This window comes from Polaribacter sp. M10, from assembly GCF_054968445.1.
This window is the reverse complement of the sequence record NZ_JBSSBG010000002.1, coordinates 232623-253638: the sequence shown is the minus strand read 5'-3', so window position 1 is coordinate 253638 and position 21016 is coordinate 232623. Positions and strand designations below refer to the sequence as shown.

Sequence of the window (21016 nt, the reverse complement as noted above, 5' to 3'; positions counted from 1 at the left end):
TTTTTAAAATTCGAAGGTTAATTCTATGATGATTGGATCATCATCATTACCAAAATAATTTTCTGTATTTCCTTCTGGGCCCATAGTTGATGGATCTTGAAATTTTGTACCTATAGCAGGAATATTCACTAGAAAAGAAATATCTCCCTTTGGAAATTTTATAGACGTTCTGTCTTTGTTGTCATTCTTCGGGTTTTGAGGCGTTAACATTCTTAAAAATGTAAATGGAGTTTTGCAATACACTGTAAATCCGTTATTTTTATTCCCTTTAATTTTTGCCCAATACAAACTAGAAAAGAATCCTTTAAACTCTGGATACACAAAACCTGATTCTCCTGTTACAGTATTATTATAATCGTTTTCCCAAACCTGAAAACGAGTACCTTTCATTCTATTTCTCCATACTCTGTATGGTCCATCACCCAACCATTTCATCCCTTCTACTTCTTCTTCTGGAAATGAAAACGTAATGCCCTTATAATTCTTAACAATACGTTTTCCTTTCATTTCTACATGAAGGTCTAAAATTCCGTTTTTATGAATTGTCCATTGAATTTTATCAGAACTCAATTCTACGTGACTTGCCCAAGCTGGAGTTTTGTCTTTTAACTCAAAAATGACTTGTATTTTAGTGTTCTCTTCAGATTCACTGATTTTTAGATCAATAATTTTATCATTTTGCCCCAAAATAAGTGGTCCATTTGATAATGGAATAACTTTACCGTTTTTAACAACTTTATTTAAAATCCCTGTTTTATTAGAGAAATTGTACTGCATATTGTTTACAGATACTGTTATTTCTCCATCTTTATTTTCGGTTTTTATTGTTCCTTTTTCAGAATCTATTTTGATAGATGTTGCCAATTCTTTTGGTGTTTTTACAGGATAAGACCAAGTAAAAATTTCCATTCCTTTTACATCAAAAGCTGTTAAATGTAGTGCATCAGCTTCTTTCCAATTTGATGGTTTATCAACAAAAAAACTTCCTTTTTCTAAAGGTAATAATGCTGGTAATTTTACATTACTCTCTGATAAAACAACCGAATTTTCTTTATCATCTGGATTATTAAATTTTATCCATTTTGAAATCATCTTACATTCATTTAAGTTGGTAAAATGATATCGATTTTCGATGTTAAACTTTCCATTAAAGTTATCTCTAATGTATCTATCTTCAATATAAATTGGAGACCAAACCTCTTTTATGGTAAAATAACTGGCTTCTTTTTCTCCATAAGGCCCAACAATACCATCTGCTGCATGATTGCCATCTGTATCTAGATGATTATTTTGATCTGTTCTTTCTATGGCTTCATCTGCAAAATCCCATAAAAAACCACCTGCACTTAAAGGCATATTCCACATTTTCTGCCAATAATCATTTAAACCTGCTCCATGACCACCATCAAATAAACCGTGTAAAAATTCAGTTGGAAAAAATATTTTATCCTTTTTATAAGCATCAGAAGCCAATGCATGATATCTGAAATAATGTAAGGTATTTGTTTTTCTAAAAATATTCCAAGGATGAATTACCTCTCTTTTTTGGATATCCCAAATAGCATAATCATCATCCAGCTCTGTATTCCAACCAGTTTCATTTCCATTTGCCCACAATAAAATTGATGGATGGTTCACATCTCTAACCACTGTTTCTTTTACTATTTTACGACCAACTTTAGTATCTAAATGCGGACTATGCCAAGTACAAACTTCATCAATCACAAATAATCCTAGAGAATCGCAAGCTTGTAAAAAATGTTTATCTGGTGGATAATGAGACATTCTTACAGCATTCATATTCATATCTTTCATCATTTTAACATGTTTAATGCTCAACTTTTTTGAAGTTGTTCTTCCAGAAGAAGGATGAAAAGAATGACGATTTACGCCTTTAAATTTTATTTTTTGACCATTTACATAAATTCCATCTGCCTCTCTAACTTCAACAGTTCTAAAACCAATTCTTTCTTTTACGCTGTGAAGTATACTTCCGTTTTTATCTAATAAATCGATTTTTAATTGATATAAATTTGGTTTTTCGGCATTCCAAGTTTTGATGTTTGATGCTTTGCTTTCTATCCTAAATTTTCCTTTTACTTTTTCAAATTTGTTTATTGATAAATTTTGAATTTTACCACCTTTTACGTTTAATAAAGTTAATTGAATATGATCTGCTTTATTTCCATCAACAAAAGCATCCATTTTTATATTTCCATTTGCTTTAGCATCAATGGCAACTCTATCAATTTTATTTTTTGGTAACACTTCTAAATAAACAGGTCTGTAAATTCCACCAAAAATCCAATAATCGGCATCTCTTTCTGCAAAATTTATTGATGCGTTTGATGATCTTTTATTTACTTTAACCTCTAAAATATTTTCTTTACCAAACTTTAGCAACTTGGTAATATCATACTTAAATTCGTAAAATGCCCCTTGATGAATTGCCCCAGCAAGTTTGCCATTCACTTTAACTTCAGCATCTGTCATTACACCTTCAAAAACAATTTTAACAGCTTTATTTTTCCATTCTTTATCTACAAAAAAACGATGTTTATACAATCCAAATTCATCAAAAACCTTCTTTTTATTCTTAGCATCAAAACCATAATTATAGTTTCCAAAACCTTTTTGTTCCCAACAAGAAGGCACAGCAATTTTTGTCCATTTTCCACTTTTTCTTCCTTCAGAAATCCAAAAATCCCATTCCACTAAATTGTCTTTATCTGTACCTGACAGATATTTTATTTGCGTTGTATTTTCTGCATTTTTAGAATTGCTTTCCTGCTCATTTTGAGCAGAACCTTTTAGCACAAACAGCAGAATAAATGCTATTAATAAATTTTTAAATTTTTGCATATTAAATAAAGAATAATTGAATTTTTAGAGTTTAAATTTATCAATAATCATTAAATTTGAGTACATTAACGTCGCTTTAACTGTAGCTATAACCGTTAAAATTTGAAAAAAGAAGCATGAAGCTAAGCAATCAAAAAAAAGAAGAAATTGTTGCTAGAATTACTGAAAGTAACACCTTTAAAAATGCACCTACAAGCATTGCTTTATTGCGCTATTTGTTTAAAGCTACTCAAAATAAAACACCTTTAAAAGAGAGCATTATTGATATTGATTTTTTTGGTGGTTTTGAAATATCAAACAAAAATAACCCGAGAGTTAGAGTAAATGTTTATAATTTAAGAAAGAAATTAGATGCCTTTTATTTAAATGAAGGAAAAAATGAAGAATGGATTTTACAAATTTTAAAAGGGCAATACAACATTAGCTTTATTAGAAACGATGTTAAACAGCAAAAACTAAAAAAAATAAATTGGAAAGTGGCTTTACCGTATTTTAGTTTGTTTGCTGTTTTGCTTTTATGGTTCTTTACTTCTTTACCTAATAAACCTCCAGAATTATGGAAACCTTTTTTAAAAAATGATGCAAAAACAAAACTTTTTATTGGCGATCATTTTGGAATATCAGGAAAAACAATTACCAATAAAAATGGTTGGACAAGAGATTTTAAGATTAACTCATCTGAAGACTTTTATAAATTTATTGATAAAAACCCGGATTTAAAAAATAAAATTAAACCTTCGAAATACAGTTATAGCACAAGAATGAGTGCTTTGGCTACCCAAAAATTTCAGTCTTTTTTTCAGAATTATAAAAAAAGTTTCGACATTCGATTTTCTACACAAACTGCTATTCCAGAAATAAAGGAAGGCCATGTAATTTATGTTGGCCCTACCAAAAACAAAAATTTATTTCTAAAGTTTTTTAACGAAGGAAATCCGTTTTGTAAAATTGAAAATGACGATTTAATTATAGCCAAATCTATCTATAAAAAAGACAGTATAATTTCTATAAAATCGCCCATAATTGCAGAAGAATATGCCATTGTTTCAAAATACAAAAGCATTGGAAATACGGAACATTTTGTGTTTTTTTCGCAGCATGATATTGGCGTAAGTGCAACTGTAGATTATTTTTTAAGTAAAGATAGTTTACAAGTTTTTTCTGATAAATATCTGAAAGGGAAAAAGTATTTTACAGCTATTTTTAAAGTAAAAGGAATAAATAGAACAGAAACTGATCTTAAAATTATAGATGTTATTCCTTTTTAACTGCGGTTTTTACATCAACCTAAATAATTTATTACCTAATCATATCTTTTAATGTAAAATAAACTTTATCAAAAAAAATCATCCTAAATTATTTTAAATATTCTAACCTTCTTAATACTTGAGGTTCTTCTAAAACCTTGGCTTTTATTTTAGATTTATCGAGTGTAAATTTATACTGATGTTTGCCATCTTTCATCAACACAATTGAGTTTAAAATTAACAAAGCCTCTACACCATCATTAGACGCATAAAGTGAATTAAGCATAACTTCTTGTGGATTTTCGGCTTTTATCAATCCTAAAAATTCTGCTGCTCTTACCCTATTTACCAATTCTGAATCGTTTTTAGAAATTGTCTTAATAATTGCCGTCAATTCTTTAGCCTCATTACCAAAAGCGCTAGACGAAATTAACGCCCAATAACGAACCCATGGATCATTAGAATTTAAACTTTTAATGATTTTTGATTTTGCCTCTTTAAAAGGAAGCAACATTAAATTTGCAGTTTTAATGTATTTTTTAATGTCTTTTTTATGCGTTTGCCCAAATGCAACCGGATTTTGGAACGCATTATTAATTAAATAAAACTCGGGATAAAAAGATAAATCTGGTAAACCACACATACGTTTGTTTAAGTTATTTCTTAAACTTTTTACTATGTTTTTATACTCAGGTAGATTTGCTAAATTGTTTAATTCATAAGGATCTTCTTCTACATTATACAATTCTTCTGGCTGTTTAGGTTCAAAGAATTTCGATTGTGCTTTATTCAATTTTCCTTCTTTGTAGAATTTAATCCATTGTTGATAGCCCAATTGTTTGTAACGATAATTGTTCATTAGAGCATCAAAATTAAACGGCTCATAATTTCTGGTATATTTAAATTTACCTTTTCTAAGTGCTCTAACCATATCGTATTTTTCGTCCATACGATTTGTGTAGCTAAAGGTTTCATCTCTCTTTTTTAAGTCTTTTTGGGTAACATTATTTCCTAAAAAAGGTTTACCATCCATTCCTTTTGGTATTTTTATGCCTGCAAGGTTTAATACTGTTGCTCCAAAATCAACAAAACTTACAAAAGCATCGTTTCTTGTGCCCCTTTTTAATGACGTTAGATGTTTGAATTTTTCTGGAATATGTACTACTAATGGTACGTGCACACCCATTTCATTAATATATCCTTTGCTGCCAGGTAAAACACCTCCATGATCTCCATAATAAAAAATAAAGGTGTCTTCTAACAAACCAGCTTCTTCTAGTTCATTGATAACTTTACCCAAGATGGCGTCCATAGTTTTTATTCTGTCATGGTATCTTGCAACTGTATACCTAAACAAATCTGTTTGTGGATGATTAGGCTGTACAAACATTTTAGATTGGTTTGTTTTGGTTCCTTTTTTTACATCTTCTTTAGAAAAATGTAAATTATATTCGTGCGTAACTGAAGTATTAAAAACGTGGAAAAATGGTTGTCCTTTTTTACGGTTTTTCCAGGTTGCATTTTTTGACGAATCGTCCCAAACATCATCTGCTTTAATAATATTGTAATCTTCTTTTGAGTTGTTTGTAGTATAATAACCCGCTTCTCTTAAATAAGCAGGAAACATTTGTTGGCCTTCTGGAATTGGAACTTGTTTTATTTTTCTGTGATAATGAGTACCTAATCTTGGGCCATAAGAAGACGCAATTAGAGTAGATCTTGCTGCGCTACAAACTGGTGTATTAGAAAAAGCATGATTAAAAACCACTCCTGTTTCTGCTAATTTTTCGATATTAGGAGTTGCTGCTCCTGTTTTATCATAGAGTTTTAAATAGTGTTTAGAATTGTCTTCAGAAACGATCCATACAATATTTGGTTTTCTATTATTTTGAGCTTCAATTTTAGTAACAAAACTTAATTGTACCAAAAAGGCAAACACGATCCATTTTAATTTCATTAGTTCTTTTTTTTCTTTTGTAAAGAAAAAATCTTACTTTAAAAAGTAAGATTTTGTTAAGTTTTAATCTACATGTGCATCTACTGCACCACCAATGTTATTCTCTTTATAACCTTCTAAAGTAATTTTATAACTATGAGCATATTGCGTTGGAAGTGATTTTGGTGTTTTAATCACTAAACCTCTTGTATCTCTAACCCATTCTATTTTTTCTTTACTTCCTAATAATTCTATTTTTTCGATTTTAGAATTTAATGCTCCAATGTCTGTACTTAAGGTTTTTAAAATAGTTTCTTCACCTGGTTTATCCATAACTGTAGCAAAAAGAATTTTGTCTCCTTTTTTTACATAACGAATATCTGTGTTTTTATATTCAATTTTTAATTTCTCTACTTTATGGCCTCCTTCTGGCAAACGCGTTGAACCTTCACCAAAAATAGCCCAAGGACGTGTACCATAAATACTCTCTCCATTTACAGCCAACCAAGCTCCCATTTCTTCTAACAAATACGCCATATCTTCTGGAATTGAACCATCAGGATTTGGAGGAACATTTAACAACATACAACCGTTTTTTGAAACAATATCGATTAAAATATCTATTAATTCGTTTGGTGTTTTAAATTTTGCACCTGGTCTGTAAAACCATTGTCCAGGAGAAGTATCTGTTAACCAAACTTCTTCTTTTGGTTGATTAGGACGACCTCTTTCATAATCCTTAATAGCAGTAGAACTCGGAAAAGTAGCTTCTTTATACGCTACTGCAACTTCTTTACCCCATTCTTTTCCTTTGTTATAATAATATGCCAAAAATTTAGTGCGTGATTCTTCTGTCATATTTTCTAACCACCAATCAAACCAAATTAAATCTGGTTGATACACATCTATAAATTCTTTTAATTTTGCCCACCATTCTTTGTAAAAACGAGCATCTGGAGTTTCTGAATCTAACTCATGAGGACTTGTATATAAATCGTAATCTTTTGGGTTGATGTTACCATGAGCATGTGCTGGTGCAAAATATTGCCAAGTAAATGCATGATGGAAAGAACCCATAAATTTCATTCCATTAGCTTCAATTTCTTTTTTTAATGCTGCTGATGGGTCTATACCTCCATAATTCATAGAATTCCAACGCGTTGATTTTGCGTCCCACATTGCAAAATTATCATGATGCATAGCTACTGGTCCTGCAAATTTTGCTCCAGAAAGTTTAAACAATCTAGCCCATTCTTTGGCATTAAACCCAGTTGGTTTAAATTCTTCGATAATTTCTATATAGCCTTTCTCTTTTGGATCTCCATATTTTTTTAAGTGATGCTTGTAATTATTAGACGGCTTTCCATTTTTTGTAGGCACAACTTTACCATCTGTGTACATTTTCATTCCATGCCAACCTGCATACCATACATCTGGGTCTCCACCTACAAATGCGTTAGAAACTGGACCCCAATGCGCATATATACCAAATTTAGCATCTTGAAACCAATCTGGCTCTTCATTTACTTTTGCTAAAGATTCCCAATTCGCTTTAAATTTCTTTTTTTGAGCCTTAGTTTCTGATTGTAAAACACATTGAAAAACTGCAAGAGCAATTATAATTTTACCTAAGCTATTCAACTTCATATTTATAGTGTTAGTTATTTTTTTAAAATTTTATCTTTTTTCATCGATTTTTAAAGCTATAAAGAAATGTTTTATCATCATAAAAACATGTATCAAAACGTTATCTTCCTTAAAAAAACAAACTTTAACAATCGAGGTTATTTTCTATTTATCTTACTTTTTAAATATAAACTATCTAAATTAAGCCTAGCTTTATTATAATTTTAGTTTATAGAGTGTAAACTTCTTAAAAATACAGATTGTTTGAGGCGATATATAATCTAAATGATATAATAAATGGACAAAATGTAGAATAAATGGCTATTAACTCATTTAAAAGTGATATCTTAAATTTAGAATAAAAAAGCGATTTATATTTTATAAAATCCAACTAAAATATAAGTTGTTTTTCATTAGTTTTGTATTCTCTTATCTTTATAAGATTCCTATTTTTTTAATAAACCATTAGAATAACTTATTAATTATATGTCTGTTTTTTTTAAGAAAAATTATTTTGTTACCTCTTTATTTATATTCTTAACTGCGTCTTTTTTAGGTGCTAAATTACATGCACAAGAAGATATTTATTTTGAGCAAATTACTACAAAAAATGGTTTGTCTCAAAATGATGTAAATGCCATTTACCAAGACAACCAAGGTTTTATGTGGTTTGGTACGCATGATGGTTTAAATAAATTTGATGGTTATAATTTTACCGTTTACAATTACAATCAACAAGACAAAAAAAGCATCAACAGTAATTTAATTTTTACTATTGATGGTGATAATAAAGGCAATTTATGGATAGGTACTTCTGGAAGTGGACTTAATTACTTTAACAGAGCTACTGAAGATTTTACTCATTTTACACACAACCTAAATGATTCTACCAGCATTATAAGTAATACCATAACAAATACGTTTAAAGATTCTAAAAACAGATTATGGATTGGTACTTCTAATGGATTAGATATGATAAATATTGATAAGCCTATAGCATCAATTAAATTTAATCATATAAAAATTAAAGGCTTTCCGTTTAAAAATAAAAGCGTTTATGTTATCAATTCTATTTTCGAAGACAGTAATAATACCATTTGGATAGGTACTGCTTTGGGTTTATTTAAATTAATAGAAGACGAAACCAACAACGATTTATATCTAGAAAAACAAAATGTAGATGTACAATTTGTGCATAGTATTAAAGAATACAATAACAATTTAATTATTGGTTCTAGTAATGGTTTATACTCTTTAAGCTTAAACAATAACAAGAGTCTAGAGGTTATTTGGAAAACAGATTACCTGTATTCTTTAAATGAAATTATTGTTTTCGAAAACAAGATTTGGGGTGGTACAGCCAATGGTTTAGTAGAATTTGATATTTTAAAAAACGGCTCAAAACCTGTTTTTAAAAGAATAATTAGTTATGATGCTGATAAGAAAAACGGAATTAGCAAAAATATAATTACCTCTTTATTTAAAGACAAAACCAATATTTTATGGGTTGGTACAAATGGAGGTGGTATTAATAAATACGATGCTCAAAGAAAACCTTTTAAACATATAAAAAACACCACAAACCCAAAAAGTTTAAGTTACGACAAAGTACGTTCTGTGTTCGAAGATAGTAATGGTTATTTATGGATAGGTACAGAAGGTGGTAGTTTAAATATGCTTACAAAAGAAGATAGAGAAAACAACAACTTTAATTTTGTTAAGTACCCAAACATTAAAAACACCTTTGCTATTGAAGAAATAAAAAAAGGAAATAAAAAAATACTTTTAGTTGGTAGTTCTTCGAATTCTAAATTATCAGAATTAGATATTACCAATCCTAAAAACATCAAAGAAATCAATTTTCCTGCATTCAAAAAAAACAATGCAAGAACTTTTTCTATTTTATCAGACAGCAATAAAAACATCTGGATAGGATCTTACAATAATGGTATTACAAGAATACTTTTTAATAAAGAAAATGAAACCTACACCAGCGATTTTATTAAATACAACATTAAAGATTCTCTTAGTATTTCTAGTGATATTATTAGAAATATTCTAGAAGATAAAAACGGAAATCTTTGGTTTGCAACTGGTAATGGTTTGTGCTTATTATCTAAAGAAGAAGCGCAAAAAGAAAAACCTAAATTTAAAATATTTAAAAACAATCCAAACGATTCTACAAGCATCAGTTATAACTATATTCTAGAACTTTTCGAATCTAAAAAAGGTGATTTATGGATTGGTACTTTTGGTGGTGGATTAAGCAAATACATACCAGCTACCAATGGTAATAGCGCCAAATTTAAAACCTATAGAAAAGAAGATGGTTTACCCAATAATGTAGTAAAAGGTATTTTAGAAGACGAACAAAATAACCTTTGGATTTCTACCAATAAAGGACTTTCTAGATTTAATCCAGAAAAAGAAACCTTTATGAATTACGATGTTAATGATGGTTTACAAGATGATGAATTCCAAGAACTTGCAAGAACAAAACTTAAAAATGGCAAATTGGTTTTTGGGGGTGTAAACGGTTTTAATATTTTTAAACCTTCTGAAGTTAACAACAACTCTTACGAACCAGAAACTATTGTAACCAATCTATCAATAGCAAACAAACCTATAAATATTGGCGAAAATGTAAATGGTAGAGTGCTGTTAAAAAATTCAATTTCTAATCAATCAGAACTTAATTTATTTCATTACGAAAACAACCTTTATTTCGAATTTGCTGCACTGCATTTTGCTGCTCCAGAAAAAAACGAATTCGCGTATATGTTAGAAGGGTTTGATAAAGATTGGATTTATACAGACTCTAAAAAAAGAAACGCAACTTACACCAACTTGGCTTCTGGCGATTATAAATTATTGGTAAAAGCTTCTAATAACGATAAACTTTGGGACTCTACTCCTTTTGAATTAGATATAAAAATAGATCCGCCTTTTTGGTTAACAAAACTAGCTTTCTTTATCTATTTCTTATTATTTATTGGGTTTTTAGTTCTGTTCAGAAGATTTACAATTATAAGAACATCAAAAAAACACAGTTTAGAATTAGAACATGTTGCCAAAGAAAAAAACGAAGAATTACAGCGTATAAAACTAGAGTTTTTTACAAATATTACACATGAGTTTACAACTCCTTTAACCTTAATTAAAGGACCATTAAATTACCTTCAAAAACAAGGAGACACCTTAGAAAAACCAGTAATTGTAGAACAATACAAATTAATGCAGAAAAACGCAGATTACTTGCTAAGATTAATCTCTCAATTATTAGATTTTAGAAAACTAAATCAAGGTAAAATGAGATTGGTAATGAGAAAAAGTAACATTTTTCAATTTATAAAAGAAGTAAGCGAACCTTTTCAGTTTTTAGCGCAAAAAAACATTATTGATTTTACCATTGATGCCACAGAAACAACCTTAGAAACTTGGTTCGATCATGAAGTTTTAGAAAAAGTTATCAATAACCTGTTATCAAACGCATTTAAATTTACTCCAGATCATGGTGCAATAAAAATTCATATTTCTAGAAATAACGAAACAAATACAAATTTTACAAATCCTACCAAAGTTTCAAAATTTGTATACATACAAGTAAAAGATACTGGTAAAGGTATGGACGAATCTAAAGTAGAAAATATTTTCGAACGCTTTTTCTCTGAAAAAAATAAAGAAAAGAAAGATGCCAGAGGTATGGGAATTGGATTAGCTTTTGTTAAAGACATTGTAGAATTACACCAAGGAGAAATTAAAGTAATTAGTAGTGTTGGTACAGGTACTAACTTTATTGTAAGATTACCTATCGAAAAGAAAGCCTATCTAAACATACCAGAAATTACCATTAAAGATATTACAGAAAGTGATTTTTATGTACGTTCTTCAGAATCAGACTCATTAGCCATTAGTATAAATGATGAAATTGTTGATGAAAAATTAAATAAAGCATCTGAATCTGATTTACCAACTTTATTGGTTGTAGATGATAACGAAGACATTAGATCTTTTATTAAAATAGCGCTTAAAAACACCTATAAAATTTATACTGCTGCAAACGGAAAAGAAGGTTTAGAATTAGCACAAGAAATAGTACCAAAAATTATTATTTCTGATATTATGATGCCAATAATGGATGGTATTGAATTATGTAATCAAATAAAATCTAAAAAAGAAACCAGTCATATTCCAATAATATTACTTACTGCAAAGCTTTCTAAAGAAAATGAAATTGAAGGCTTAAAAACTGGTGCAGATGCGTACATCAGAAAACCTTTTGATGTAGAAATTTTAGAATTAAAACTAAACAACATTCTTAAATTTAGAGAAGATTTAAGAAATAAATTTAACTTAGAAATAACCCTACAACCTAAAGAAGTTACTGTAACTTCTATGGATGAAAGGTTTTTACAACAAGCTATGGAAGTTGTAGAAAAACACATGACTAATACCGACTTTAATGTAGAAATGCTTATTAAAGAAATGGGATATAGTAGAACAAATCTTTACACTAAATTTAAAGAAATTACAGGGCTTTCTTCTAGTGAGTTTATTAGAAGTATCCGATTAAAAAGAGCCGTTCAACTTTTTGAACAGAGCGATTTATCTGTAAAAGAAATTATGTACATGACAGGTTTTAACACAGCTTCTTATTTTGCAAAATGTTTTAAAAAGCAATTTGGAGTTATACCAAGTCAATATGTAAAACAGAAGAACAAAAAATAATTTTTATTTAATACGATGACTCTTTCTATACTTAGAAGGAGTTGTCTTATTAAATTTATGGAATTGCTTATAAAAAAAAGCATAAGATTCATAACCACAAGCAAAACAAATTTCTCTAACAGACCAATCTGTGTCTATCAGCATTTTGTTGGCTGTATGAATTCGATATTCGTTTAAAAAAGCGAAAAAAGGTTTCCCCATAATTTTACTAAAAAATCGAGAAAAAGATTGCTCAGACATACTTACCAAATCTGCCAAATCTTTTAAATAAATTTTCTTTTGATAATTTTGATCAATAAAATCGTGAATTTTTCGCATTCGCGATGTATATTCATTGGGTAAATCGTCTATAAAACTTCTGCTCGAAAGCTGCTCATAAGGCAATTCTGATAATTTTACCAAAATACTTTGCAGCTGCAAATACAACTCAGTATCTTCTAATAGCAATGTTTTTTTTACTTCTGATGCAATTTTAGCTACATCTTGTTTTTCAAAAATAATTCCTTTAGACGCATCTTTAAGCATTTTAAAAACCCTCTCTAGCTCATAAACTCTTGCAAAGATTCCTTTATTCCATTGAATAACTACAGAAGCAGATGTATCACTAGAATTGGTATCATTTTTCCAACAATGAGGCAAATTAGAACGCAGCAAAACCAATTCTCCTTTTTGAAAAGGCCCTACATAATCGCCAATAAATTTAGTACCATTACTTTTTTCGATTAACGTTAATTCGTGCTGTGGATGAAAATGCCAAGGTGCTTCAAAATTTTTCGAAGAAAACCGAAAAGCCAAAATCGACTTCTTTTCTCCCAAAGGAACTTTTTCAAACTTAGGATCCATATACTTTATTTTAACAACTAAAATAACAAAAACCACATTAACAAAACAGAATAGTACACATAATTGCAAAAAAAGAACATATTATAACAAACAAAACAATGAATATTTGCAAGGTTCTTATTAACACATTTCAAGAAGATTATGAAAATAAGTGAATTTCCAGATCCTTTTAAAAAAGAAAGAGAAGAAAAAGGGTACGATTCTATAAACGATCAAAACGACCCTGCAATGGTAATTTTAGGACATAAAAATGTTCGTAAATGTGCACATCAGTGGCAAACTTTTCAATCGGGTGCAAAACCTGGTAGAATTGTAATTCCATCCGAAGTAAATATTAGAGATACCAGACAAATTCCTTTTGAGGTAGATCCGCCAGAACATAAATCTTACAGAAACCTTTTAGAAGATTGGTTTAAAAGACCTTTGCAAGAAGATTATAAAAATAAATTAACGGCACAAATAGAAAGTATTGTAGATGAAGTTTTAAATAAAGACACAATAGAAGTTGTGGGCGATTTTTCTTTACCTCTACAATCAAGAGCTTTAACTTTATTATTAAACATACCATATGCTGAAGCTGATTTATGGATTTCTTGGGGCACACATGTTTTTAGAAGCGACGATTCTGCTTTAGATGCAAACAAAGCCAATATTTTATACAATTATATAGATGCTAAAATAGACGATGCTATAGCAAACCCAAGTGATAGTTTATATTCTGTGCTTTTAAATTCTGAAATTGATGGTAGAAAACTTACAAAAGAAGAAGTAAAAGGAGTTATCATTTTAACCTTTGCAGGAGGTAGAGATACTGTAATTAATGCTGTTACCAACTCTATTGCGTACTTTTCAGAACATCCTAATTCGTTAAAAGCATTAAAAGAAAATCCAGCAATGATTAATAATGCTGTTGAAGAATTGGTGCGTTATTTTACGCCTCTTACACAGATGGGTAGAGTTGCCACCAAAGACACTCAAGTTTGCGAACACGCAGTAAAAGCAGATAGCAGAATTGCCTTAAACTGGGCATCTGCAAACAGAGACGAAAGTGTTTTCGAAAATCCGAACGAGGTTGTTTTAGACAGAAAAGTAAATCCGCATATAAGCTTTGGTTTTGGTACACATAACTGTTTAGGAGCTACACATGCGCGTCAAATTTTAAGAATATTACTTGCTACTTTATCAGAAAAAGTAACCGAAATAAAAATAGTAGCAGCAAAAGAAAACATAGAAGATTTAGGCAAGTTTAAAAGAAAAGTGGGTTTCGATTCACTAAAAGTACAATTTAAAAAATAACAAAAATGGCAAAAATTACATTTATAACTTCCGACAGTGAAACAGTAACTCTAGAAGCAACTTCTGGTTCTGTAATGGAATTAGCAGTAAACAATAACATTAAAGGAATTGATGGCGATTGTGGAGGCGTTTGCTCTTGCGCAACTTGCCACGTTCACGTAGCTCCAGAAGATTTTAATAAAACTGGTGCTCCTAACGAAATGGAAAACGACATGTTAGAATTCGATGATTTAACAAACGAATACAGTCGTCTTTCTTGTCAATTACAAGTTAGCGAAGAATTAGATGGTATTGTTTTAAAAGTGGCTAAATAATTTTTGTTGATGTTAGAAACTGCAAATAAAATTTGTGTAGTAATTGGTGCTAGCCACGCAGGTGTAAACTTTGCTTTTAATTTAAGAAAAGAAGGTTGGCAAGGAGAAATTATTTTGTTTGATATCGATAAAAACACACCTTATCACAGACCTCCTTTATCTAAGTCTTATATTATTAATGGCGATTTAAATAGCAATCTTTTAAAGCCAATTGAAGCTTACCAAAAAGAAAACATCACTTTACAATTGGGTAAAAAAGTTACCAATATCAATAGAGATTTAAAAAGCATTTCTATCGAAAATGAAGCTAATCAAAAATATGATAAATTAGTTATTGCAACTGGTGCAAGTCCTTTAATTCCAAATATTAGAGGAATTAATGAAGCGCACAATTTATTTGCAATGCGAACTGCTGCAGATGCTATAAATATTAAAAATGCTTTAGAAACATCCACAGAAAAAAGAGTAGTAATTATTGGTGGTGGTTATATTGGTTTAGAAACAGCAGCTTCATTAAAAAAAATAGGAGCTTCTGTAACCGTTTTAGAAAGAGAATCTAGAGTTTTAGAAAGAGTAACAGCACCTTTATTGTCTGAATATTTTATGGATTTACATCAAGAAAACGAGGTAAATCTTCGTACACATAAAAATGTAATTTCTATAAAAAATGAAGGCAATTATAACACAGTTTTTTGTGATGATAACACTGATTTTAAAGCAGATCTTGTAATTGTTGGTGTTGGTATTCGTATAAATACGGAGTTAGCGCAAAAAGCTGATTTAACCATAGAAAACGGAATTAAAGTAAACGAATTTACACAAACAAACGATGCAAACATCTATGCAATTGGCGATTGTACTTTACATTACAACCCTAATTATAATAAATATATTCGTTTAGAATCTGTACAAAATGCCGTAGATCAAAGTAAAATTGCTGCTGCATCAATTTGTGGTAAAAGCATTATTTATGATTCAATTCCTTGGTTTTGGTCAGATCAATATGATGTTAAATTGCAAATGGTAGGTTTATCAAATGGTTATAATGAAGTACTATTAAGAAAAGAGGAAACAGAAAACACCTGTTTTTCTATTTGGTATTTTAAAAATGATGAATTATTAGCAGTAGACGCCATTAATAATGCTAAAGCTTACGTGTTAGGAACACGTTTTATAAAAGGAAAACAAAAAATTAATAAATCGAAACTAGTTGATGTTTCCATACCAATGAAACCCAACAGTTTTTTATAAAAAATAGAATGAGTTTACAATCAAAATCTGCCATTGCAACAGGAGATGGAAAGTTTATCATAGACACCATAACAATTGCAAACCCAAAAGAAGACGAAATTATTGTAAAAATAAAAGCTGCAGGTTTATGCCATACAGACCACGACTCTTTAACTTGGGGTAAAGCCATTATTTTAGGGCATGAAGGTGCAGGAATTATAGCACAAATTGGTACCAATGTTACCGATTTTAATGTGGGTGATAAAGTTATTTTAAACTGGGCAACTCCATGTATGAAATGCTTTCAATGCCAAGAAGGAAACCAACATATTTGCGAAAACAATTCTCCTGTAACTGCTGGCGGAAATGGTTACACACCTGGCCACGCACATTTAGAAGGATCGAAATGGAAAAACGAACCTATAGAACGTTCTTTTAATATTGGTACCATTGCAGAATATGCACTAGTTAAAGCATCTGCTTGTGTAAAATTAGAATCAGAAATGCCAATGCCATCTGCAAGTATAATTAGTTGTGGTGTAATAACAGGTTATGGTTCTGCTGTAAATACCGCAAAAGTAACAGCAGGTAGTTCTGCTGTAATTCTTGGAACTGGTGGTGTAGGATTAAATGTAATTCAGGGTGCAAAAATATCTGGAGCATCAAAAATAATTGCTATTGATATTAATCCTGAACGTTTAGAAATGGCCAAACAATTTGGAGCAACACATACCATTTTAGCAAATAAAGATGATGTTGGTTTAATGATCGCATCAGAAGAAGTAAAAAAAATGACAAATGGCAGAGGAGCAGATTTTGCTTTTGAGTGTACAGCAATTCCTGCTTTAGGTGCTGCACCATTAGCCATGATTAGAAATGCAGGTACAGCTGTTCAAGTAAGTGGAATTGAAGAAACCATTTCTATAGACATGAATTTGTTTGAATGGGATAAAATTTATATCAATCCATTGTATGGTAAATGCAGACCGCAAATCGATTTTCCAAAATTGGTAGATTTATACGATAAAGGTGATTTGCTATTAGATGAAATGATTACCAAAACCTATCCTATAGAAGATTTACAACAAGCTTTTGATGATATGTTGGCTGGTAGAAATGCAAAAGGTGTAATTGTTTTTGATTAAAAATAATCTAAATATGAAAAGTCAAAGTAGCAAGTGCATCAAAAGAAGACAGAACTGCATACATAGATTACATAAGAACTTATAAATTAGAAGATAAAAACTAAAAAAATTACCATTCTATTATGAAAATAAAAACATCCATTTTACTTTTTACTTTTTGCTGCTGCTATCACTTTTTTACTGCTCAAGAAGTAGAACTTTTAAAAAACTGGAAGTTCAGTAATTACGATTATGGTGCTGCTTTTCAAGAAAATTTCGATGATTCTAATTGGGATAAAGTAACTGTACCTCATGATTGGGCCGTAAAGCAAGATTTTGATTTTGCGCACGATGTTCAGTTAACCATGGTAATACAAGATGGAGAAACACAACCTAGATACAGAACTGGTAGATCTGGAGCTTTACCTTATGTGGGTATTGGTTGGTACAGAACAAACTACTCAGTTTCTAAAGCTGATTTAGCAGAAAAAGTTCAGTTGCTTTTTGATGGTGCCATGTGCAATGCAAAAGTATATGTAAATGGAAATTATGTAGGCGAAAGACCTTTTGGATATATTTCTTTTTATTTTGATATCACCAAATATTTAAAAGCAGGAGACAATTCAATCGCAGTTCGATTAGAAAATTTTAATAGTCAATCTCGCTGGTATCCAGGAGCTGGTTTGTACAGAAAAGTTTCTGTTATTAAAACCAATAAAACCCACGTTAAAACTTGGGGAACTTTTGTAACAACACCTATCATTGAAAAGAAATTTGCAAAAGTACATGTAGATCTAGAAGTTTTAGGTTCTGGAAATTACACCATGGTAAATGAAATAATTTCTTCGGATGGAAAAATTGTTGCAAAAAAATCAAAAGAAATTACACTGCACCAAAACACTAAAATCACAGCAGATTTAGAGGTAAAAAAACCAAAACTTTGGGATATTCAATCGCCAAATTTATACAAGCTAAAAACTAGTATTTTAAAAGATGACAAAATTATAAACACCTATAACACCACTTTCGGGATTCGAAAAGTTCGTTTTGAGGTTGATGGTTTTTATTTAAATGATAACAAAGTAAAGTTTCAAGGTGTAAATATGCATCATGATTTAGGTCCTGTTGGTGCTGCTTTTCACAAAGAATTATTTATTCGTCAGATGAAAAAAATGAAAGAAATGGGTGTAAATGCCATTCGTTTTTCTCATAATCCACCTGCTCCAGAAGCCTTAGATATTTGTGATGAAATGGGAATTTTAGCCATAGATGAAGCTTTTGATGAATGGCAAATTGGTAAGGTTATGAATGGTTATGCTTTGCATTTTGACAAATGGTCTAAAAAAGATTTATCAGATATGATTGTAAGAGATCGTAATCATCCATCCATTATTATGTGGAGTATTGGTAACGAAATTTTAGAACAATACAGAAAAGATCCAAAAGATATTACTGGCTATTTAAACAAAATTGTAAAATCTTTAGATACCACTCGTGCAACAACTGCTGGTTTTAATTCTTCTGTAGGTGCATTAAGAAGTAAAATGGCACACACAGTAGACGTTGCTGGGTTTAATTATAAACCAGGAATTTATCATCAAATAAGAAAAGAATACCCAAATTTAAAGTTTTATGCCAGCGAAACTGGTGGTGCTGTAAGTGTTAGAAATAGCTATAAATTCCCTGTTGTTTTTGATACCTTACACAACAAAAGAGGGAATTCTTTAAACACAAAAGTGTACAAAGATGGTTATCCAGGTAATTACGAAACTACCAATGTTCCTTGGGGATATCCTGCATACAAAGAGTTTGCGGCTTTAGAAAAAAACACTTCTGTTTATGGAGAATTCGTTTGGACTGGTTATGATTATTTAGGTGAACCTTCTCCATATCATGATGCAAAATCGAGAAGTTCTTATTTTGCACCTGTAGATTTTATTGGTTTAGAAAAAGATAAATTCTACTTATACCAAACCCAATGGAAAAAGGATAAAGATGTATTGCATTTCTTTCCTCATTGGAGTTTACCAGACACAATGAAAGGCAAAGAAATTCCTGTGGTTTGTTATACTTCTTTTGATAAAGCTGAACTTTTTATCAACGGAAAAAGTTATGGCATACAAACTAAAAAACCCATAAAAAAACACAGTTACGAAAATAACTCAATAGCCAAACCTGCTTCTGGTGGTGGAAATTGGGATTTATTTAAAGCCTATGCCATTGTTTGGGATGATGTTATTTATGAACCAGGAGAAGCAAAAATTGTAGCTTATAATAAAAAAGGAAAGCCTGTTGCTGAGGTAAAAAGAGTTACTGCTTCTGCACCTCATCAAATAGAAATAAAACCAGAATTATCGAGTATTAAAAATGGTGAAGTTGGGGTGTATATCGTTTCTGTTTTAGATAAAAATGGCAACTTATGTGTAAACTATAATAAAAACATGAACATTTTGGTAAATGGTGCAGCTACATTTTTAGCTGCAGGTAATGGAGACCCAACCAATATGCAAAACCTTTCTAAACCCATTCGAAAATTCTTTAATGGCCAAGCTGCTATTTTTGTAAAATCGAACAAAAAAGGGATTATTTCTATGGATGTAAAATCGGATCAATTGCAGCAAGTAAATTCATCATTAATTGTAGAATAAGAAAATTATGGCATCAAGTTTTAGAACTATCGAACTTTCAGATTCTATTTTCGAATCGCAAAACTTACGCTTTTTAACCGTTAAAACTGCAAATTTAAAAGGTAGAGGAGATATTTGTTTATTCGTACCACAAGTGGATGAGAACGTCGATAATCTACCAATTTACATCCTTTTGCATGGCGTTTATGGCAGTGCTTGGATTTGGGCAATGAAAGGTGGTGCTCATAAAACTGCAGCAAAATTAATAGAAAATAAAACCATAAAACCAGCCATTATTGCAATGCCTTCTGATGGTCTTTGGGGTGATGGTTCTGCATACTTTGCTCATCATCAAAAAAAATTTGACAAATGGATTGTAAATGATGTAATTACTGCTGTAAAAGAAAACATTCCTGAAGCAAAAAATTCAACATCAACTTGCATTGGTGGTTTATCTATGGGAGGTTATGGAGCTTTAGCTTTAGGTGGTAGATTTCCAGAGAAATTTAAAGCCATTTCTGGGCATAGTTCTATAACAAAATTAGAACAAATGGCACTGTTTGTAGAAGAACCTTTGCAAGCCTATCAAAAAGAAGCAAAGTTTCCTGATGTGATTGATATTTTAAAAGAAAACAAATCAAAAATTCCACCTTTTCGTTTTGATTGTGGTAAAACTGATGAACTTATTGGACCCAACAGGTTATTACATCAACAGTTAAAAGAGACTGCAATCAATCATATTTACGAAGAATTTGATGGTGGACACGAATGGCCTTATTGGATTAAACATCTAGAAAAAACATTGATTTTTTTTAATCAAAATAGTTAAAACAACAACTTACTAAAAAACAAAAAGGGTTCGATTTTAAAATGAAAACCGAACCCAAACTATCAACAAATTTTTGGTTTTTATTGATTTGCTAAATTATATTGTACTTCTAAAGGCACACCAAAGTTACCTTCCAACTCACTCTTAATTTGTTTAAAAAATTTGGTATCTGGTGGCATACTTAGGTTTTTCCAAAAATCTGCATTTTAAGGTAAATCTAAAGAGCCCATATCTGTGCCACCACCAAAAGCATTTACTTTTATTTTTTTCTTATCCGTTTCTACTTTATAAACAAAAGCCTTAGGTTTTTGGCACAACAATGGTAATCTCATCCATTTCGAAAACAGTTTCTTT

Annotated in this window: 13 protein-coding genes; 8 read left to right on the top strand and 5 right to left on the bottom strand. The window is 30.4% G+C overall.

What is annotated here, in order from left to right; all coding sequences use genetic code 11:
* Positions 1-3: 3 nt before the first annotated feature.
* Positions 4-2862 (bottom strand): glycoside hydrolase family 2 TIM barrel-domain containing protein, encoded by a 2859-nt coding sequence (locus tag ACWYN7_RS03865; RefSeq protein WP_462858532.1) that lies wholly within the window; start codon positions 2860-2862, stop codon positions 4-6.
* 116 nt (positions 2863-2978) lie between these two features.
* On the opposite strand from ACWYN7_RS03865, the gene ACWYN7_RS03860 reads away from it, so the two are divergent.
* Positions 2979-4130, top strand: a complete 1152-nt coding sequence (locus tag ACWYN7_RS03860; protein ID WP_462858531.1) for a hypothetical protein — start codon at positions 2979-2981, stop codon at positions 4128-4130.
* A gap of 88 nt (positions 4131-4218) precedes the next feature.
* On the opposite strand, the gene ACWYN7_RS03855 is transcribed toward ACWYN7_RS03860, so the two are convergent.
* Both ACWYN7_RS03855 and ACWYN7_RS03850 read right to left on the bottom strand, forming a co-directional pair.
* A complete protein-coding gene (locus ACWYN7_RS03855; RefSeq protein WP_462858530.1) occupies positions 4219-6066 on the bottom strand; it encodes a sulfatase-like hydrolase/transferase in 1848 nt (615 codons plus the stop codon).
* A gap of 63 nt (positions 6067-6129) precedes the next feature.
* Positions 6130-7692 carry an alpha-L-fucosidase gene (locus ACWYN7_RS03850; RefSeq protein WP_462858529.1) on the bottom strand — a complete coding sequence of 521 codons (1563 nt, stop codon included), beginning with the start codon at positions 7690-7692 and terminating at the stop codon, positions 6130-6132.
* Positions 7693-8157: 465 nt separating this feature from the next.
* Here ACWYN7_RS03850 and ACWYN7_RS03845 point away from each other — a divergent pair, with 465 nt between their 5' ends.
* A complete protein-coding gene (locus tag ACWYN7_RS03845) occupies positions 8158-12399 on the top strand; it encodes a hybrid sensor histidine kinase/response regulator transcription factor (RefSeq protein WP_462858528.1) in 4242 nt (1413 codons plus the stop codon).
* A gap of 3 nt (positions 12400-12402) precedes the next feature.
* Here the strand turns inward: ACWYN7_RS03845 and ACWYN7_RS03840 are convergent, their stop codons facing one another.
* A complete protein-coding gene (locus ACWYN7_RS03840; protein WP_462858527.1) occupies positions 12403-13242 on the bottom strand; it encodes an AraC family transcriptional regulator in 840 nt (279 codons plus the stop codon).
* Between the two features lie 141 nt (positions 13243-13383).
* On the opposite strand from ACWYN7_RS03840, the gene ACWYN7_RS03835 reads away from it, so the two are divergent.
* The 6 genes from ACWYN7_RS03835 (at position 13384) to ACWYN7_RS03810 (ending at position 20662) form a co-directional block, all read left to right on the top strand.
* A complete protein-coding gene (locus ACWYN7_RS03835) occupies positions 13384-14538 on the top strand; it encodes a cytochrome P450 (RefSeq protein WP_462858526.1) in 1155 nt (384 codons plus the stop codon).
* 5 nt (positions 14539-14543) lie between these two features.
* Positions 14544-14852, top strand: a complete 309-nt coding sequence (locus tag ACWYN7_RS03830; RefSeq protein WP_459486273.1) for a 2Fe-2S iron-sulfur cluster-binding protein — start codon at positions 14544-14546, stop codon at positions 14850-14852.
* Positions 14853-14861: 9 nt separating this feature from the next.
* On the top strand, positions 14862-16103 hold the full coding sequence (locus tag ACWYN7_RS03825; RefSeq protein ID WP_462858525.1) for an NAD(P)/FAD-dependent oxidoreductase: 1242 nt from the start codon (positions 14862-14864) through the stop codon (positions 16101-16103).
* Positions 16104-16111: 8 nt separating this feature from the next.
* On the top strand, positions 16112-17227 hold the full coding sequence (locus tag ACWYN7_RS03820; RefSeq protein ID WP_462858524.1) for a Zn-dependent alcohol dehydrogenase: 1116 nt from the start codon (positions 16112-16114) through the stop codon (positions 17225-17227).
* 122 nt (positions 17228-17349) lie between these two features.
* On the top strand, positions 17350-19854 hold the full coding sequence (locus tag ACWYN7_RS03815; RefSeq protein WP_462858523.1) for a glycoside hydrolase family 2 TIM barrel-domain containing protein: 2505 nt from the start codon (positions 17350-17352) through the stop codon (positions 19852-19854).
* A 7-nt stretch (positions 19855-19861) separates the two neighbouring features.
* Positions 19862-20662 (top strand): alpha/beta hydrolase, encoded by an 801-nt coding sequence (locus tag ACWYN7_RS03810; RefSeq protein WP_462858522.1) that lies wholly within the window; start codon positions 19862-19864, stop codon positions 20660-20662.
* Positions 20663-20868: 206 nt separating this feature from the next.
* On the opposite strand, the gene ACWYN7_RS03805 is transcribed toward ACWYN7_RS03810, so the two are convergent.
* Positions 20869-20994 (bottom strand): hypothetical protein, encoded by a 126-nt coding sequence (locus tag ACWYN7_RS03805; protein WP_462858521.1) that lies wholly within the window; start codon positions 20992-20994, stop codon positions 20869-20871.
* Positions 20995-21016: the final 22 nt, after the last annotated feature.

What these genes read in the sequence shown, in the direction of transcription:
- ACWYN7_RS03865 (WP_462858532.1), bottom strand. Translation starts at nt 2,862, where the DNA reads ATGCAAAAATTTAAAAATTTATTAATAGCATTTATTCTGCTGTTTGTG.
- ACWYN7_RS03860 (WP_462858531.1), top strand. Translation starts at nt 2,979, where the DNA reads ATGAAGCTAAGCAATCAAAAAAAAGAAGAAATTGTTGCTAGAATTACT.
- ACWYN7_RS03855 (WP_462858530.1), bottom strand. Translation starts at nt 6,066, where the DNA reads ATGAAATTAAAATGGATCGTGTTTGCCTTTTTGGTACAATTAAGTTTT.
- ACWYN7_RS03850 (WP_462858529.1), bottom strand. Translation starts at nt 7,692, where the DNA reads ATGAAGTTGAATAGCTTAGGTAAAATTATAATTGCTCTTGCAGTTTTT.
- ACWYN7_RS03845 (WP_462858528.1), top strand. Translation starts at nt 8,158, where the DNA reads ATGTCTGTTTTTTTTAAGAAAAATTATTTTGTTACCTCTTTATTTATA.
- ACWYN7_RS03840 (WP_462858527.1), bottom strand. Translation starts at nt 13,242, where the DNA reads ATGGATCCTAAGTTTGAAAAAGTTCCTTTGGGAGAAAAGAAGTCGATT.
- ACWYN7_RS03835 (WP_462858526.1), top strand. Translation starts at nt 13,384, where the DNA reads ATGAAAATAAGTGAATTTCCAGATCCTTTTAAAAAAGAAAGAGAAGAA.
- ACWYN7_RS03830 (WP_459486273.1), top strand. Translation starts at nt 14,544, where the DNA reads ATGGCAAAAATTACATTTATAACTTCCGACAGTGAAACAGTAACTCTA.
- ACWYN7_RS03825 (WP_462858525.1), top strand. Translation starts at nt 14,862, where the DNA reads ATGTTAGAAACTGCAAATAAAATTTGTGTAGTAATTGGTGCTAGCCAC.
- ACWYN7_RS03820 (WP_462858524.1), top strand. Translation starts at nt 16,112, where the DNA reads ATGAGTTTACAATCAAAATCTGCCATTGCAACAGGAGATGGAAAGTTT.
- ACWYN7_RS03815 (WP_462858523.1), top strand. Translation starts at nt 17,350, where the DNA reads ATGAAAATAAAAACATCCATTTTACTTTTTACTTTTTGCTGCTGCTAT.
- ACWYN7_RS03810 (WP_462858522.1), top strand. Translation starts at nt 19,862, where the DNA reads ATGGCATCAAGTTTTAGAACTATCGAACTTTCAGATTCTATTTTCGAA.
- ACWYN7_RS03805 (WP_462858521.1), bottom strand. Translation starts at nt 20,994, where the DNA reads ATGAGATTACCATTGTTGTGCCAAAAACCTAAGGCTTTTGTTTATAAA.